Genomic DNA, 16208 nt, shown 5'->3' on the forward strand with positions numbered 1-16208 from the left:
CGGAGAGCCCCGGATTCAGAGCTTAGATAGCCAAGGACGATGCCAATTTGGTAACTGTTTGATTGATAGGTGATTGATGCAGCTTGTCGAAGTCGAGGCCTATCAAAAGCTGTCCAGAACCGGACACAGTGTTCGGTCTTGCCGGCGGGGTTGTCCGGTGTGGGCGTAGCCGGGCCGCACTGGGGTGAAATGGATTTCGTCCGAAATGGGAAAGCGGGCGAAATCCGAAACGGATTTCGGGGGCTACCGCGTCAGAAGAGCCAAAAACGCGGTTTGCCCGACTGGCACCGGGTTTGAAAACCGGGGAGGGCAGAGAGTCTTCACCCTAAACCCCTTGTCAGTCATGCACCACATTGATCGGACGCTGCAGGAAATGGAATCCGGGCCGGGCCTGCTGGCCGGCGAGTACGAAACCGGCTACGAGCTGGGCGCCCAGGACGAGTACGGCCGGGAGGAGCTGGGCCAGGAATTTGGCCAGGAGTTTAGCAACGAGTACGGGCAGGAGCTGGGCCAGGAGTTCGGGCAGGAGTACGCCCAGGAAGGCGGCTTCGGCAGCCAGGAAATGTTTGAGAGTCCGCAGCAGCAGGAGCTGGAAATGGCCTACCAGCTGCTGGAAGTCAGCAACGAGCAGGAGCTGAACCAGTTTCTGGGGGCGCTGATGCAAAAGGCGGCGGGCGCGGCGGCCGGGGCGGCGTCGCGCTTCGTGGCGTCGCCGGCGGGCAAGAGCGTGGGCCAGTACCTGGTGAACTTCGGCAAGAACACCCTGCCCCAGCTGGCCACGCAGGCGGGCGGCAAGGCCGGCGGCTCGTTGGGCGGGCGGCTGGGCGCAGCCGTGGGCGGGCGGCTCGGGGCTACCGGGGCGCGCCTCGGCACGGCCCTGGGCACGCGGGCCGGCAGCTGGGCCGGCTCGAAAGCCGGGCAGTGGGCCGGCACCCAGGCCGGCGACTGGCTGGCCTCCAACGCCCAGCGCGTGTTTGGGCTGGAGCTGGAGGCGCTGAGCCCCGAAAACCAGGAGCTGGAAATTGCCCGCTCCTTTGTGCGCTTCGCCGGCGACGTGACGCGCCGGGCCAGCCAGATTACCCGGCAGAACCCGGGCATCAGCATTGCGGCCCTGGGCAAGCAGGTGCTCATTTCGGCGGCCCCGCTGCACGCGCCCGGCCTAATGAGCGGCGCCGGCGGCCTGGGCGGCCGGCGCAACCGCGGCTCCTGGGTGCGCCGCGGCAACAGCATCGTGCTGTACGGGGCCTGAGGCGGGGGCGCCGGGCATGGGCAGAGCACGGGCAGAACGGGGAAATCAGAACGTCATCCTGAGGCGCAGCCGAAGGACCTTCCTCGAACCCTGCACCGCCACTGCCTACGAAGTGCCCACGCTTGCTCGCGTCAACTGAAAAGGGCGCTGCTGCCTTCAGAGCTTCTGCGCCTGGACTTAACGGCAATGCAGGGCTTGAGGAAGGTCCTTCGGCTGCGCCTCAGGATGACAGACGATTACCGGCGCGCCGTCCACCACGCCCTTCGCGGCCAGCTCCTACACCCAACCAGAACTTCTTTCAACTCTTCTTCCAACCCATCTACCGACATGTACAACAACGAGTTTGAGCTGGAATTCGAGCAGGCGCTCGGCCAGCAGCAGGAAGGCGGCTTCGGCCAGGAAAGCGCCTACGAGTTCAACCCCGAGTTCATGGGCGAAATGAACAACGGCGAATCGGCCTACGAGCTGAGCGGGGAGCTGACCGAGACCCAGGAAATGGAGCTGGCCCACGAGCTGCTGAGCGTGCAGAGCGAGGAGGAGCTAAACCAGTTTCTGGGCAAGCTCATCAAGGGCGCCGGCCGGGCCATCGGCAACTTCGCCCGCTCCTCGGTGGGGCGCACCATCGGCGGGGTGCTCAAGACGGTAGCCAAAAAGGCCCTGCCCATTGCGGCCGGGGCGCTGGGCACCTTCGTAGGCGGCCCGGTGGGCGGCATGATTGGCAGCAAGCTGGGGGCGGCGGCCAGCAACCTGTTTGAGCTGGAGCTGGAAGGCCTCAGCCCCGAGGACCAGGAGTTTGAAACCGCCCGCGCCTACGTGCGCTTTGCCCACGGGGCCGCCCGCCGCGGCGCCGGGCTGTACCGGCAGCAGGGCGGGCAGCCGCCCCAGCAGCTGGCCCGGCAGGCCCTCACCGGCGCCGCCCGGCAGTACGCGCCCGGTCTGCTGCGCCCGGTAGGCGGCCGCTTCGGGGGGCCCGACTACGGCGGGGGCGGGCCGCTGCGGGCCCGCAGCGGCACCTGGACGCGGCAGGGGCGCACCCTCATCATTCAGCTGTGAGCCCCGGGCCATGCGCCGCGCCGCCGATACCCGGTTTCTGGCCAACGAGGCCCTGAGCTTGCTCAGCCGCCTGCAAACGGTGCGCTCCTTTATGCTGAGCACGCCCATGGTGCCGGCCGCGGCCGTGTCGGGGGCGGCGCAGCGGGCCATCAACGAGCACCTGGCCCGCGTGGCTTTCGATTTGCGCGACCAGCTGCTGGGCTTCGTCGGCTGGCTGAAGGAGCCGGAAAGCCAGCAGCACTCGGCGGCCCGGACGCAGGCGCGCTTCGTGCTGCTGAAGATGCGCTTCAACAACCTGCTCGACCAGGTCGACATCTTCGCCGACGTGCTCAGTCAGCGCGGGGAGCACGGCACCGGCATCTGGATGGCCGGCCTCGATGTGCTGGCCGAAGACGCCCTGTGCCTGCCCGGCCGCTACTACGACCCGCCCCCGCTGATCTGCTTTCTGGAGCGCGGGCACGGGGCGGCCATCCGCCGGGCCCGCACCCGCCTGCCCGGCGGCGACCAGAACCCCGTCGGCGTCATCCAGATACCACGCGAAAGGATGGTGGGCAGCGGTATTGCCTCTTCGCTCATCCACGAAGTGGGCCACCAGGGCTCCGAGCTGCTGGAGCTGACCACGTCCATCCGGGCCGAAATCGATAAGCACCTGGAGGGCCTGGAGCCCGCCGGGCAGGTGGTGTGGAAGCTCTACCAGCGCTGGCTCAACGAAATTCTGTCGGACTGCTGGGCGGTGGCCCACCTGGGCATTGCGGCCACCTACGGGCTGATGAGCGTGGTGAGTTTGCCCAGCTACTTTGTGTTCCGCATCGGCACCGACGGGCCGCACCCGTTCCCCTGGATTCGGGTCAAAATCAGCCTGATGCTGGGGCGGCAGCTGTTTCCGCACCCGCAATGGGACGCCCTGGACGAGCAGTGGGAGGCCCTGTACCCGCCCACCGAGCTGCCCGCCGACAAGCAGCAGCTCCTCGGGCAGCTGCAGGCCGCCCTGCCCGACTTCGCCCGGCTCGTGCTGGAGCACCGGCCCCGGGCCCTGCGCGGGCGGCGGGTGCGCGAGGCCTTTCCGGTGGCCGAGCGGCAGCCCGCGCGCCTGCAAAGCCTGTTCGAGCAGTGGCAGCAGCAGCCCGCGGCGCGCGAAAAAAGTGCCCCCTCGCTGGTGTTTGCCGTCATCGGGCAGGCCAAGGCCGACGGGCGGCTGACGGCCGAACAGGAATACGAGCTGCTCACCCGCCTGCTGACCCGCTGGGCCCTGAACCGGGCCCGCAACCACGGCGCCCCGCCGCCCCCGGTGGCCGCGCCGCCCCTTTCCTCACTCTTAACCGACTCTGGAATCCATGAACCGCGAACTAAGCATTGACGCCGCGCAGGTGTCCTTGGGCGACCATTCCATCCTGACCCTGGAGCTGAGCACCGACCCGCAGGAGCGGGCCCTGGACGCGCAGCTGGCGCACGAGGGCGCGCTGCTGCTCGTCTTCGACAACCTGAGCACCGACCGCGCCCTGGAGCTGAAATACCGCTACCGCATCCACGCCAACGGGGACTTCGAGCTGGACCCCGACGATAGGGTGGCCGGCGGGCAGTACTTCCTGCACATCACGCCCACCCAGCTGCCCGACAACCTGGCCGGCCGCAGCCACGCCACCCTGCACTGGCAGGTAAACAGCTGGGACGACGCGGGCACTTACAACGTGCGCGGCCTGCTGGCCCCGCTGAACCCGTACTGGCCCGACAAAGGCCAGGGCAACTTCCCCGAGCCGCTGGACTTCGGGCCCATCAAGCTGGTGGTGGCCGAGCAGGAGGAAAAGCCCGTGCGCGTGACCCTGAACGAGGCCGGCCGCGAGGAAACCACCGACCAGCCGCTCTGGTCCCTGATCCGCCACCGCACCATCGACTTTACCCGCTACCGCGCCTTTGTCGACAACGTGCTCTGCGTGAAAAGCCCCGAAAGCCAGCAGCTGTACGCCGGCGGCATGACGGGGCGCAACGCCTACTTTCTGCCCTTCAACCGGCTGGCCTCCTACGCCATGCTCAAGCACGCCACCGAGCTGTACCTGATGCAGGAAGCCGGCCTGGCCCCCGAGGCGCTGGATGCCAGCGGCGGCAACCTCAACCAGCTGCCCCCCAGCCGCTACCCCGACGAGCCCCGGCGCCTGGGCCCCGGCAAGGTGAGCATGAGCAAGCTGCGCGACAATTACCTGGAGCAGCTCGAAGACGAGGAAGGCCGGGTGCTGCCCTACTTCAAAGTCATTCGCGAGAAGCTTAAGGAAGTGCCGCTCAAGGACTTCAAGGACCTGGGCAAGCTCCGCGGCATTGGCAACTACGACCTGTGCTACGGCATTCTGAAGTCCAAGCTCACCGCCCCGCCGCTGATGGAGCTGATCTGGTCGTACTGGCACGAGGAGGGCGGGCTGGTGCAGACGATGAACGCGCTGTGCCTGCGCTTCCAGAACGTGCGCCGCGCCGGCCCCGGCCCCGACCCCTTGGCCAACCTGAACGTGGACCCGCTGCGGCCCCTGAACAACCTGGTGTGGGGCTACATCGAGGATGAGCGCAACCGCCTCACGCTGAACCGCCGCAACCTGGAGTACCAGTACGAGTACGGTATTTCCCTCATTGGGCGGGCCGTGCAGTCGATTCCCGTGGCCGAGCACCGCACGTTCTTTCTGCGCGGCTTCCACTCCCTGCTGCGGGCGGCGGTGGAATTTTTCCAGCAGGCCAACTTCACCACCGTCATTCCCGACGGCTTTCCCATCCTCAACCACCTGCGCGAGGTGCACCTGATGCTGGCCGAGGGCGCCCACAACCAGTACGGCGACCTGCCCTGGACGGCCCGCGCCGAAATGCTGATGCAGCAGTGGCTGCTGGCCCGGCCCGAGGTGCGCGAGTTTCTGGGCGGGCGCATCATGGTGCCCTACCAGGAAGCCTGGATGGACCGCGTCGACAACATGAAGCAGCTGCAGGGCTGGAACCCCACCAACGTCTCGCACTTCCACGACCTGGGCGCCTTCGGGGAGCAGCTGCTGCTGAGCATCCGCTACGGCAGCTGGAACTCGCCCACGGTGGGCGCCACCAACGCCGCCAACTGGGCCTACTACTGGCGCGAGGAAATTCAGCGCTACATCCACGCCTACAAGGCCGTGACGGGCGTCGACCTGGCCTCCGACGTGGTGGACGCCCGCGTATCGGTGCCCAGTAACGAGGACCGGTACCTGCAGCCCGCCCAGCTCATCGAGCGGCAGGTAGCCATTCAGCAAAGCCAGCTGCGCGCCGGCCGCCCCGCCCTGGCCCCGCCCGCCCCGGCCCGCCTGGCCACCGGCGTGCCCGTGGTGCCCGCCGCGGCCGCCCCGGTGCGGCGGGAGCTGTATTGAGTTTCCAGAGCGTCATGCCGAGCGAAGTCGAGGCATCTTGCCGGATAGTAAAAACAATCCTTGAGTTACTATCCGGCGTCAGCGCGCGAGATGCCCCGGCTGCGCTCGGCATGACGTTCTGTGTAGGTCACCTGACTTGACTTCACGCCCCGTGGCCGACTTCACTTCCGCGCTCTACCTGGGCGCCCGCGCTGTGCCGTGGCCCGCCGGGCTGCCGCTGACCTCGGGGCGGCCGGCGGCCCTGCACGAGCCGGCGGGGCACCGCTGGGTGGCCCGGGAGGTGGCACGGCGCCAGGGCCTCGACGCCGGCGTGCTGGCGCCCTCCAGCCTGCACCTGTTCTGCGACGTGCTGACCCTGCTGCCCCCGCGGGGCGCCGTGCTGCTCGACGAGGGCCTGTACCCGGTGGGCCGCTGGGGCACGCTGCGCGCCCTGCTGCAAGGCCGCCCCGTGCACGCCTTCGACCCCGACCGGCCCGCCGCGCTGCCCCGGCTGCTGCACCGCTGCGCCCAGCAGGGCCTCACGCCCTGGCTGCTCACCGACGGCTGGCGCACCCCGGCCCACGCCCCAGCCCCGCTGGCCCGCTACCAGCAGCTGCTGCGGCCCTTTCCCGGCGCCGTGCTGCTAATCGACGACACCCAGGCCTTCGGCGTGCTCGGCACCCGGCCCGATGACCGGCAGCCGCTGGGCTACGGCGGGGGCGGCAGCCTGCCCTGGGCGGGCCTCAGACCCCCGGCGGCGGAAGGGCAGGGGCCGCAGCTGCTCACCGTCACTTCCCTGGGCAAGGGGCTGGGCGTGCCGGTGGCGGTGCTGGCCGGCCCGGCGCCGCTGATAGCGCAGTACCGCCGCCGCAGCGAGGTGCGGGTGCACACCAGCCCGGTATCGGAGCTGCACGCCTGGGCCGCCGCCGAGGCCCTGCACCACGACGCCCGCTGCGGCTCAGCCGCCCGGCAGCGGCTGAGCGGACTGGTGCAGCTGTTTCGGCAGACGCTGGCGGCGGGTGGCCTGAGCGCCTTCGGCGGGCCGTTTCCGGTGCAGACGCTGCGCCCGGTCCGCGCCTCGGCCGCCCTGGCCCTGCACCAGCAGCTGCGGCAGCAGGGCCACCACGCCCTGCTGCTCGCCGGCCCCCGGCCCGACCAGCCGGCGCTGGCCTTTTGCCTGCGCGCCGACCACCCCCCGGCCGCCGTGCAGGCCGCCGCCCGCGCCGTTGTGCGCCTCGCCCGCGGCACCGACTGGCTTCTCACCCCCGCTAACCCGCTGATTTCGCCATGAACATGCTGACTTCCGGGGCGCCCCGCGCCACCGTGTACACCACTCTGGGCCAGACGCTGCGCGTGCCGCTGCGGCCGGAAGCCCCCGAAAACCAGTTCATCAGCTGGTTCAATGGCCAGCTGGCCGCCAACCCCGGCTTTCCGCTGCGGGTGCGCAGCATCCTGCTGGTGGCGGGCCGGGCCCCGTGCCCGGATTGCCGGCAGGCGCTGCGCCAGTTTCTGAGCCGCTGGCAATTGGCCGGCAAGCTGCGCATCGTGGGCGCCGAACTGGCCGGCAGTGGGGCCTGCGGCTGCCGACTCCAGGCCGCCAGCCCGCCCGCTTCGGCGCTGGAAGTGTTGCTGGGCGAGGCGGAGCAGGAGCTGGTGGGGCCCTACCGCCGGGTGCGCGGGCACCACATCCACCAGTCGGGCAGCTACGGGAGTGGAGATGCGCGGCGCACCAACCCCAACCACCAGGCGGCCGTGGCTATGCAGCAGGGCGTGCCGGGCTTCACCGAGGCCCAGCACCGCCGCGCCTCCGCCGTGCAGCGCCACCTCAACCGCGGCTACCGCGGCCGGGACCTGCGCGAAAAAACCGGCGGCGTGACGGTGGCCGCCCGCGGCCCGGGCCGGCTGCCGGCCACGCCCAGCCAGGGTTTCGAGGATCTGAAAGCCTACTACGCCCTGCGCGCCGCCGGCAAGTCGCCCGCCGAGGCCTATCAGCTGGTCATGCAGTCGGCCCGGCAGCTGGCGGCGGCGGGGGCGCAACCGGTGCGCGTGCCCAGCCGCTGAGCTGCAGCCGGTAGTGCCGGTGGCCCGCCGCGCCGGTGGCCCGCCGCGCCAATTATCGTCCACCTAAGTCTTTGCTACCATGTCGCCTAATCCAACTCCTGAAACCGCCGTGGCGGTAGTGTACCCCCGGCAAGGGCCCGCGCTGCGCCTGCCCCTGCGCGCCGCCGCGCCGCCCGAGCGGCAGCTGATGCAGTGGCTGCGGCAGCGGGCCGCCACCGAGGCGGGCTTTGCCGGGCGCATCCGCAGCCTGCTGCTGCTCACCCCGGCGCCCCTGAGCCCGGCCGGACACGCCGCGCTGCGGCAGTTTCTGCGCCCCGCCGGGCTCGATGCGCGCCTGCGGGTGCAAACGCTGGGCCGCGCCGCCCCGCCGGCCGCCGAAGCCGCCGCCCCGAATTTGCTCGACGAGCTGCTGGGCGAAACGGCCCTGGCAGGGGAGGGCATGTTCAGCCGGGCGGCCGACTGGGTTAAGAAGAAGCTGGCCGAAAAAGCCCTGCGCGACGCCCTCAACCAGCCCGTCAGCGGCGGCGTCGACCCGTACAACGCCAGCCCCCCGGGCTGGCCCCCGGTGGTGCGGCCGGCCCGCCCCAGCACCGGGGAGCCCCGCCGAACCGGGCCGTACCGCTAAGCCGCCACCGCCATGCTCATCATCGACTGCCACTGCCACGCCGGCAAGGGCGACGGGCTGACCGGCCCCTGGGACACCGACGCCCCGCTGCGGCCCTACCTGCAGTGGGCCGCCGAGGCCGGCATTCAGCGCACCGTGCTCTTCGCCGCCTTTCACTCCGATTACGCCGCCGCCAACCGGCAGGTGGCCGCGCTGGTGCAGCAGCGCCCCGAGCGGTTCTACGGCTTTGCCTTCGTGCACGCTCAGCGCGACCGGGGCCGCATCCTAAGCATGGTGCAGACGGCCGTGCAGCAGTACGGCTTCTGCGGCATCAAGTGCCACCGCTACGACGCCCGCCTCAGCCGCGAAATCTGCGACGTGGCCCGCGCCTTCCGCTTGCCGGTGCTCTACGACGTGGTGGGCGAAACCAGCGTGGTGGAGCTGCTGGGCGAGCAGTACCCCGACGTGAATTTCATCATCCCGCACCTGGGCTCGTTTTCCGACGACTGGCGGGCCCAGACCCAGCTCACCGACCAGCTGGCCCGCTTCCCCAACATCTACACCGACACCTCCGGGGTGCGCCGCTTCGATATCCTGCAGCGGGCCGTGCGCCGCGTGGGCGCCCACAAGTTCCTCTTCGGCTCCGACGGCCCCTGGCTGCACCCTGGCGTGGAGCTGGCCAAAATTCAGGCTCTGCACCTGCCCGTCGAAGACGCCGAAAAAGTCCTGTCCGGCAACCTGCTCCGGCTTATCGGCCAGGTGCGCCCCGCCCCGCTACCCGCCGTAGCCCGCCGCGTCGCCGTCACGGCCGACGCCAGCTTCAGTCAGCAGTGGCGCGACCCGTGGCTGCTGGGGCCGCGGGAAGAGGGCTGAGCGAAGCAAGCGGGCCGCCGCCGGGCTGCTGAGTCGGTGGTTCGTTGTGGCAAGCGGCCGTTATCGAGCCGTACGGGCGGCGCCGGTGGCCTCAGCGGACCAGCGTGACGGTGCCCTTGACGACGCGTTCGGCCGGCTCGCAGTCCGTCGAATAGCGCCAGAGGTAGTAGTACACGCCCGCCGGGGCGCCGGCCCCGGTCCAGAACTCATCGGCCTTGACGGAGGAGAATACCTCGCGGCCCCAGCGGTTGAAGACCTGCAGCCGGAACGTGCGTGGGTACTGCAGCCGCAGCTCAAACACGTCGTTGACCTGGTCGCCGTTGGGCGTAAATACGTTGGGCACCGTCAGCGGCTGCTGGGGCTCGACGCGCAGCTCCGTGGGCGGGGAGACGGCGGCGCAGCTGCCGCGCAGCACCCGCACCCGGTACCAGCCCGGCTGGGCCGCCTGGTAAGTCGGCTGCCCGTTGTCCGCCCCGGCCGATTGCCAGGGGCCACCCGGCAGCGCGCCATACTGCCAGTCGAAGCGGGTGCCGGCGGGCTGGGGCTGGGCCAGGCTTAGCTGCCCGGTGAGCTGCCCGCAACGCAGCACCAGCGGGCTGGCGGGCGTCAGCGCAGGCGCCGCCACGGGGGCAATGACCACCGCCACTGAATCGGCGGCGCGGCAGGCCCCGGTGCCGGCTTCGTAGTACAGCACGTGCCGGCCGGGGCCGGCGGCGCTGGCGCTAAACACACCCTGGCGGGCATCGGCAATGCCCCGGCCGCGCCAGGTGCCGCCAGCGGGCGTGGCCCTGAGCTGCAGCACGGTGTCGGTGCGGCAGAGCGTGGGGGGCAGGCTGAGCACCCGCACGGGCTGCGGGCGCACCAGGATGCTGACCGTATCCTGCCCGCCGCAGGCACCGGCGGCCGTCAGGCGGTACGTCAGCCGGTGACGCCCCGGGCCCGCGGCGGCCGAGCTGAACAGGCCCGTGGCCGCGTTGCTGATGCCGGGGCCGCTCCAGGTGCCGCCGGCTGGTGTGGCCCTGAGCTGCAGCACGGTGTCGCGGGCGCAGGAGAGGGTGGGCGGTAAGCTCAGCACCCGCACCGCCGCCGGCCGCACCACCAGGCTGAACGTATCCTGGCTGCCGCAGGCAAGAGTGCCGGCGGGCAGCTGGTAGGTAATCAGGTGCCGGCCCGGACCGGCCAGCCAGGGACGGAACGTGCCGGTCTGCGCGTTGCTGATGCCGGCGCCCAACCAGGTGCCCCCGGCCACGGTGGCGCTCAGCACCACGGTGGTGTCGCGGGCGCAGCTCAGGGCCGGGAAGGGCGGGCGGTTGATGCGCAGGCGTGGCGTCACCGTCAGGCGCAGCGTGTCGCGAAAGGTGCAGCCGCCGGCCGTCAGGGCGTAGGTAACCTGGTGGGTGCCCGGGCCGGCCTGCGCCGGGTCGAACAGGCCCGTCTGGGCGTTCTGGATGCCCGGGCCGGCCCAGACGCCCCCGGTGGCGGTGGCCTGCAGGGCTACGGCCGGGGCGTCGGTGCAAAACGGGCCGGCGGGCAGCACGGCCGGGGCCCACTGCACGAAGGCCTGGCCCGCCTCGGCAATGCCCCCCACCAGGCGGCCCGGCGCCCCCAGAATGAAGTTGTTGCTTTGGTGGTCGACGGCCACCCAGGTGCCGAGGGCGTCGCCGCCGCGGGCCTGCGGGGCGTAGTAGCGGCGGCGCAGCTGCCAGCTGCCGCCGGCCAGCTCGTAGCGGTACACCACGCCGGCCGCGCTGCCAAAGCGGTTGTCGAAGGTGTTGCTCACCAGCAGCAGGCGGGCGTTCATGGCCACGGTGAAGCCGTAGCGGCCGGGCGTGTCGGGGCTGAACAGCGTTTGCAGCAGGCGCCAGCGGCCCGCCGCCCGCTCGTAAATCCGCACGCCGCCGTTGGAGTCGGCGCCCACGGCGGCGTAGTTGCCGTACAGGGCCACGCTCATGCCGGCCCGGCTCTGGTTCGGGTAGATTTCGACCTGGCTCTGCTGCCAGGTGCCGGCGCTGTTGCGCTGGTAGAAATACGCCGCCGACTGCCCGCGGCTGAAGGCGTCTAGGGCCCCGACGACCAGCTGGTCGCCCTGAATAGCCACGCTGTAGCCGTAGTCGTAGCCGGTCACGCCCCCGACCGGGGGCGTGAGGGTGGCCACCAGCGTCCAGGGCTGGGTGGGCACGGCGGGCTGCCGGAATACGTGCACGGCGAAGTTCTGCGTACCGTTGTAGCCGCAGCCCACCACCACGTCGGTGCCGCTTTTGGCCAGCGACCAGCCAAAGCCCGTGATGGTGCTGCTGGGGTTGACGAGCAGGCCCGTTTGCACCCACTGCGTGCCCTGCCGGGTGTACACGTACACCACGCCCCGGCCCAGGGCGGGCGTACCGGGGCGGGTGTAGTTGTCGGCCGCCACCAGCGCCGTGTTGTCGTCGATGTAGACGTGGTGCCCAAACGCGTCGAAGGGCACCGTGCCGGGGGCGCTGAGCGTCTGGCGGGGTACCCACACCCCGCCCACGTACTCGTAGATGTGCGCCTTGCCCGGTTCGCCGCCGTAGGCGTCAACGTCGGCGCCCGCAATGGCAAACCGCTCACTCACGCTGGCGCGGCTGCCAAAAAATCCCCGGTTTCGGGGCGTAGGGGCATCCAGGGCAAACAGCTCGCAGGCGGGCGTCTGGGCGAAGACGGGCCGGCTCCCAGCCGTCAGGAGTAGCCACAGGCCAAGGACAAGCCGCAGCCGGCGGCGCAGAGGGTAAATAACACGCATGCGGATAGACAAAGGGTAAAGGGCCCGCGCGGGCACACATTCGCAGGGTAAAGGTAGATAGGACCGCCGAGCCTACCGCAACGCCCGCGCCGCGAGCAGCTCAATCCTCCGCCAGCCGGGCCGTGTGCATCTGCAGAATCCGTTCGCTGCAGCCCAGGCGGTGGGCGGCCAGCTTCAGGTTGCCGTTTTCGTGGCGGATGGCCAGCTGCTTGGCCACTTCCGTCACCTGCTCCTTGATTTCCTTCAGCCCCAGCCCCTGGTAAAGCAGGCTCTTGACGCCGGCTTCCAGCTCGGTGCTGCTGGGCGCGGCGGCGCCGAGGCGGGCAAAGTCGGGCCAGTCGGCGCGGGGAATGTCGCCGATGGTGATGGGGCCCTCGCCCAGGTGCTTGCTGGCAATGCGGCCCACCAGCTGCTGCAGCTCGCGCACGTTGCCGGGGTAGTCGCGCAGGAGCAGGAAGTCGTACACCTGCTGGTCGACGAGCTGCCGCGGGCCCCGGTGCTGGGCGAAAAAGTGCTCGGCCAGCACCACCACGTCCTCCTTCCGCTCGCGCAGCGGCGGCAGCTCACACGTCCAGCCCGACACGCGGTAGTACAAATCCTGGCGGAAGGTGCCGCGCTTGACTTCGGCGCCCAGGTCGCGGTTGGTGGCGCACACCAGCCGGAAGCGGGCCTGCCGCCACTGGTTGCTGCCCACGCGCTTGTAAGTGCCTTCCTGCAGGGCGCGCAACAGCTCGGCCTGCAGGGGCAGGGGCAGCTCGCCCAGCTCGTCCAGGAACAAGGTGCCGTCGTGGGCCAGGGCCAGGGCGCCGTCGCGGGTGCTGATGGCGTTGGTGAAGGCGCCCTTCTCGTGGCCGAACAGCTCGGAGCCCGACAGGCCCGGAATCAGGTTGGTGCAGTCCACCACCACGCAGTCGCGCTTGTGCGGGCGGGCGTCGAGGCGGTGCACCTCGCGGGCCACCAGCTCCTTGCCGGTGCCGCTTTCGCCGGTGATGAGCACCTGGCAGTTGGAGGCGGCCATGTCGGTGAGCTGGCGCAGGGTATCGAGCCAGCGGCGGCTGCGGCCCACCAGGCGCCGCTGCAGCTCCTGCACCTGCTGTTCCTGCGTCTGCCAGTAGCGCAGCCGCGAGGCCACAATCTGCACCGGCTTTTCCACGCCAAACCAGGCAAACACCTCGGCCGCCCCGCTGCGCAGCAGGGCCCAGGTGCTGGTGGTAGGCAGCAGCCCCACCGACACGGCCATGATGCGGGCCTCGGCGTAAAGCTGGTAGGCCTCGATGGTTTCCTGTACCTCCGCCAGCGCGGTGTGGTGGTCGAAGAACACCAGCACGGGGCCCGTGGGCACGTCGTGGGGGTGCAGGGCCTGGGGCGCGAGGCCCGCGTCTTCGAGCTGCCCGAGCACCTCGGCCAGCTGCGCGTGGCTGCGCGAAAACGTCAGAAAGTGCAGCGGGGCAGACATCCCTCCAGTCCGGCAAATGGCCCGACGGCCTGCTGGTGGAGCAGGGGCAGCCGGGGGCGGTTTGCAATGAAGGCCGGGCGTCGGTCGACGGCCGGGTAAGCGGCGCGGGGGCCGTTGCAAATAGGTGTACTGCGTGCGGGAGGATGAAAATAGGAAATTTTGAATGTGTGGTCTATAGCATAATCATGTGATTGACAGGGTAGTGACTTGGCAAAAGCCGGCACGCCGCGGCCCCGCCGGCGAAAGTGGCGCCGCCAACGGCGCCGGCCCCCGGTATCCGTGGCCCCGCCGTTGCGTATCCCGCTCTACCTTTGCCGCCCCCAAACCCCTTTCTGCCATGCCCGCCCACCCCGACGAAGTCCGCGACGAAAACGGTCACTTGATTCGTGAGCTGCACGGCGTCAAGCTCGCCGAAATCCTGGATTACCTCGTGCAGCACTACGGCTGGCAGGAGCTGGACCGCCTGATCCGCATCAACTGCTTCGCCAACAACCCCACCAAGAAAAGCAGCCTGAACTTTCTGCGCCGCATGCCCTGGGCCCGCGAAAAAGTCGAGCAGCTCTACATCGATACCCGCATTGACGAGGTGCTACGCCAGCAGCAGGCCGCAAAAAAAGCCGCCGACTCGGAAGGAGCCGGCGGCCAGTAGCGCTAATACCAGAACGACAAAGCCAGAACGTCATTCCGAGCGAAGTCGAGGAATCTCGCGTGCTGATGTCAGATAGAAATCTTCTCGTTCAACGAGGATTCTACTATCTGGCTAAACACGCGAGATTCCTCGGCTTCGCTCGGAATGACGTTTTTATTTTACTGCAGCTTGTCCAGCGCATCTTTCAGGCGGGGCAGGGCGGCCTGGATGGACTCCAGCGAGGCGCCGCCCACCGAGGCGCGGAACCAGGGCTCCGTAGGGGCGGTACCGAAGGCGCTGAAGGGCACCAGGGCCAGCCGGGCTTCGCTGATCAGGTAAGACGTCAGCTCCTGCGTGGTGCGGATGGTCTGGCCGGCGGGCGTGGTCTTGCCCAGCACGTCGAGCTTGATGGTGAGGTAGATAGCGCCCATCGGGGCCACGGCCTCCACGGGGTAGCCCTGCTGCCCGAGCGCCTGCAGACCCTCGTACAGCGCGTCGAGGCTGCGCTGCACCTTGTCGCGGAACCCGTCCACGAAGCCGTCGACTTCGGCCGTCTGGGGCAGGTAATGGGCGGTGGCCACCTGCTCGGCCTTGGGCGCCCAGGCCCCGATGTGGCCCAGGATGGCCTTCATCTTATCGATGACCACGCTCGGGCCAAAGGCGTAGCCCACGCGCACGCCGGTGGCGGCCAGGGCCTTCGAGATGCCGTCGATATAGATGACGTACTCGCGCAGCTCGGGGCGCAGGTTCACCGGGTCGAAGTGCTCGGTGTCGCCGAAGGTCAGCAGCCAGTAAATCTGGTCGTACATGATGTACAGCGGCTTTTCGTCGGGGCCGCGGCGCTTGTTTTCGGCAATGACCAGGTCGCAGATTTCCTCCAGGTCGGCCCGGGAAAACACCGTGCCGGTGGGGTTCAGCGGGGAGCAGAGGGCCAGCAGGGTGGCGCCCTGCAGGTGCGGGGCCACCTCGGCGGCGGTGGGCATGAAGTTATTTTCGGGGCGGGTGGCCACCAGGCCCTGCTGGGCGCCGGAGAGGTGGCAGTAGTGGTTGTTGTTCCACGAGGGCACCGGGAAGACCACTTTGTCGCCGGGGTCCACCAGGGCCATGTAGGTGGCGTAGATGAGCGGGCGGGAGCCGCCGGCCACCAGAATGTCGTTGGAGGAGTATTTCAGGCCGAGGCGGGCTTCCAGAAACTGGCTGACCGTCTGGCGCAGTTCCAGCACGCCGTTGGCGGGCGGATAGTTGGTATTGCCGGCCTGGTAGGCCTGGGTGATGCCGGTTTCCAGCGCCTCGGGAATAGGGTAGAGGCTGGAGTCGAAGTCGCCGATGGTGAGGTTGCAGATCTGCTCCCCCTTGCGGATCATGTCGTTGACCTCGTTGCCGATTTTGATGATTTCGGAGCCAATCAGGCTGCCGGCCATTTTGGAAACTTGCATGAAAATGGGTGCTAGTGCGCGGGCAAAAGCGGCAGCCCCGGCCGGGCCACGGCGCCGCAAGTTAGACGCTCAAACGGTTTTTGACCGGAAAAATGAGTTGACGCGCTGGCGCCGGATTAGCCGCAGGCGTATCCGGTGCCTAAAATAAAGCAGGCTTCCAGCCTGCGGGGACACCCGGACGACTTGCTTGGTTCGAGTCAGCAACGCGCCACGCAGGTTGAAAACCTGCTTTATAATAGGCGCCGGTTACGCCGTCGCAGACGGCGTAACCGGCGCCCGTCCGTCTTACCTTTGCCGCCATGTCCCTGACAATCGACATTCCCAGCCTCGCCGCCCTGCCCGAAGCGGCCCAGCAACTGAAAGCCGCCATCGAAGCCGCCGACTGCGCCATCGTGCTGCTGGAAGGGGAGATGGGCGCCGGCAAAACCACCCTCACCCGCGCCCTGTGCGCCGCCCTGGGCGTGCACGACGAGGTGAGCAGCCCCACCTTCTCCCTGGTCAACGAGTACCGCAGCGCCCAGGGCCGGCCCATTTACCACTTCGACTTCTACCGCATCGACTCCGTGGACGAAGCCCTGCGCATTGGCGCGCCGGAGTACTTCGATTCCGGTTATCTTTGCCTGATAGAGTGGCCGAGCCGAATCGAGCCGCTGCTGCCGCCGCGCCGGCTGCTCCTGAACCTGGAAGTCACCGGGCCGGAAGCACGCCGCGTTGAATTAATAATTAATAATTAAGAATTA

General features: G+C 69.2%; 13 protein-coding genes. 10 read left to right on the top strand and 3 right to left on the bottom strand.

The genetic code is table 11. The features are described from left to right. Positions 1-343 precede the first annotated feature (343 nt). The 8 genes from EJV47_RS05690 to EJV47_RS05725 all read left to right on the top strand — a co-directional run bounded on the left by EJV47_RS05690 (position 344) and on the right by EJV47_RS05725 (position 9187). The gene (locus EJV47_RS05690) at positions 344-1249 is read left to right on the top strand and encodes a hypothetical protein (RefSeq protein WP_126692160.1); all 906 of its coding nucleotides are present in this window, start codon (positions 344-346) and stop codon (positions 1247-1249) included. 327 nt (positions 1250-1576) lie between these two features. After that, positions 1577-2302, top strand: a complete 726-nt coding sequence (locus tag EJV47_RS05695; protein ID WP_126692161.1) for a hypothetical protein — start codon at positions 1577-1579, stop codon at positions 2300-2302. Positions 2303-2312: 10 nt separating this feature from the next. Next, complete coding sequence (locus EJV47_RS05700) at positions 2313-3659, top strand: hypothetical protein (RefSeq protein ID WP_126692162.1); 1347 nt, start codon at positions 2313-2315, stop codon at positions 3657-3659. Continuing rightward, positions 3637-5670 carry a hypothetical protein gene (locus tag EJV47_RS05705; protein ID WP_126692163.1) on the top strand — a complete coding sequence of 678 codons (2034 nt, stop codon included), beginning with the start codon at positions 3637-3639 and terminating at the stop codon, positions 5668-5670. The genes EJV47_RS05700 and EJV47_RS05705 overlap by 23 nt, the downstream gene beginning before the upstream one ends. 151 nt (positions 5671-5821) lie before the next feature. After that, positions 5822-6940, top strand: coding sequence for an aminotransferase class I/II-fold pyridoxal phosphate-dependent enzyme (locus EJV47_RS05710; protein WP_126692164.1), 1119 nt, complete (start codon positions 5822-5824; stop codon positions 6938-6940). Then, the gene (locus tag EJV47_RS05715; protein ID WP_126692165.1) at positions 6937-7710 is read left to right on the top strand and encodes a hypothetical protein; all 774 of its coding nucleotides are present in this window, start codon (positions 6937-6939) and stop codon (positions 7708-7710) included. Before EJV47_RS05710 ends, EJV47_RS05715 begins: the two co-directional genes overlap by 4 nt. 79 nt (positions 7711-7789) lie before the next feature. Then, the gene (locus EJV47_RS05720; RefSeq protein WP_126692166.1) at positions 7790-8335 is read left to right on the top strand and encodes a hypothetical protein; all 546 of its coding nucleotides are present in this window, start codon (positions 7790-7792) and stop codon (positions 8333-8335) included. Positions 8336-8347: 12 nt separating this feature from the next. Next, the gene (locus EJV47_RS05725; protein ID WP_126692167.1) at positions 8348-9187 is read left to right on the top strand and encodes an amidohydrolase family protein; all 840 of its coding nucleotides are present in this window, start codon (positions 8348-8350) and stop codon (positions 9185-9187) included. A gap of 91 nt (positions 9188-9278) precedes the next feature. On the opposite strand, the gene EJV47_RS05730 is transcribed toward EJV47_RS05725, so the two are convergent. Both EJV47_RS05730 and EJV47_RS05735 read right to left on the bottom strand, forming a co-directional pair. After that, positions 9279-11948, bottom strand: coding sequence for a T9SS type B sorting domain-containing protein (locus EJV47_RS05730; protein WP_126692168.1), 2670 nt, complete (start codon positions 11946-11948; stop codon positions 9279-9281). Positions 11949-12048: 100 nt separating this feature from the next. Then, entirely contained in the window at positions 12049-13404 is a 1356-nt protein-coding gene (locus EJV47_RS05735; protein ID WP_126692169.1) for a sigma 54-interacting transcriptional regulator, read from the bottom strand. Positions 13405-13741: 337 nt separating this feature from the next. On the opposite strand from EJV47_RS05735, the gene EJV47_RS05740 reads away from it, so the two are divergent. Beyond that, a complete protein-coding gene (locus EJV47_RS05740; RefSeq protein WP_126692170.1) occupies positions 13742-14053 on the top strand; it encodes a VF530 family protein in 312 nt (103 codons plus the stop codon). A 158-nt stretch (positions 14054-14211) separates the two neighbouring features. On the opposite strand, the gene EJV47_RS05745 is transcribed toward EJV47_RS05740, so the two are convergent. Continuing rightward, the gene (locus EJV47_RS05745; RefSeq protein ID WP_126692171.1) at positions 14212-15468 is read right to left on the bottom strand and encodes a pyridoxal phosphate-dependent aminotransferase; all 1257 of its coding nucleotides are present in this window, start codon (positions 15466-15468) and stop codon (positions 14212-14214) included. 299 nt (positions 15469-15767) lie between these two features. Here EJV47_RS05745 and tsaE point away from each other — a divergent pair, with 299 nt between their 5' ends. Then, the gene (tsaE, locus tag EJV47_RS05750) at positions 15768-16202 is read left to right on the top strand and encodes a tRNA (adenosine(37)-N6)-threonylcarbamoyltransferase complex ATPase subunit type 1 TsaE (protein ID WP_126692172.1); all 435 of its coding nucleotides are present in this window, start codon (positions 15768-15770) and stop codon (positions 16200-16202) included. The last annotated feature ends 6 nt before the right edge of the window (positions 16203-16208 follow it).

This window comes from Hymenobacter gummosus (assembly GCF_003970915.1).
Taxonomy (GTDB): domain Bacteria; phylum Bacteroidota; class Bacteroidia; order Cytophagales; family Hymenobacteraceae; genus Solirubrum; species Solirubrum gummosum.

What these genes read in the sequence shown, in the direction of transcription:
- tsaE (WP_126692172.1), top strand. Translation starts at nt 15,768, where the DNA reads ATGTCCCTGACAATCGACATTCCCAGCCTCGCCGCCCTGCCCGAAGCG.
- EJV47_RS05705 (WP_126692163.1), top strand. Translation starts at nt 3,637, where the DNA reads ATGAACCGCGAACTAAGCATTGACGCCGCGCAGGTGTCCTTGGGCGAC.
- EJV47_RS05690 (WP_126692160.1), top strand. Translation starts at nt 344, where the DNA reads ATGCACCACATTGATCGGACGCTGCAGGAAATGGAATCCGGGCCGGGC.
- EJV47_RS05735 (WP_126692169.1), bottom strand. Translation starts at nt 13,404, where the DNA reads ATGTCTGCCCCGCTGCACTTTCTGACGTTTTCGCGCAGCCACGCGCAG.
- EJV47_RS05745 (WP_126692171.1), bottom strand. Translation starts at nt 15,468, where the DNA reads ATGCAAGTTTCCAAAATGGCCGGCAGCCTGATTGGCTCCGAAATCATC.
- EJV47_RS05700 (WP_126692162.1), top strand. Translation starts at nt 2,313, where the DNA reads ATGCGCCGCGCCGCCGATACCCGGTTTCTGGCCAACGAGGCCCTGAGC.
- EJV47_RS05725 (WP_126692167.1), top strand. Translation starts at nt 8,348, where the DNA reads ATGCTCATCATCGACTGCCACTGCCACGCCGGCAAGGGCGACGGGCTG.
- EJV47_RS05730 (WP_126692168.1), bottom strand. Translation starts at nt 11,948, where the DNA reads ATGCGTGTTATTTACCCTCTGCGCCGCCGGCTGCGGCTTGTCCTTGGC.
- EJV47_RS05715 (WP_126692165.1), top strand. Translation starts at nt 6,937, where the DNA reads ATGAACATGCTGACTTCCGGGGCGCCCCGCGCCACCGTGTACACCACT.
- EJV47_RS05740 (WP_126692170.1), top strand. Translation starts at nt 13,742, where the DNA reads ATGCCCGCCCACCCCGACGAAGTCCGCGACGAAAACGGTCACTTGATT.
- EJV47_RS05720 (WP_126692166.1), top strand. Translation starts at nt 7,790, where the DNA reads ATGTCGCCTAATCCAACTCCTGAAACCGCCGTGGCGGTAGTGTACCCC.
- EJV47_RS05695 (WP_126692161.1), top strand. Translation starts at nt 1,577, where the DNA reads ATGTACAACAACGAGTTTGAGCTGGAATTCGAGCAGGCGCTCGGCCAG.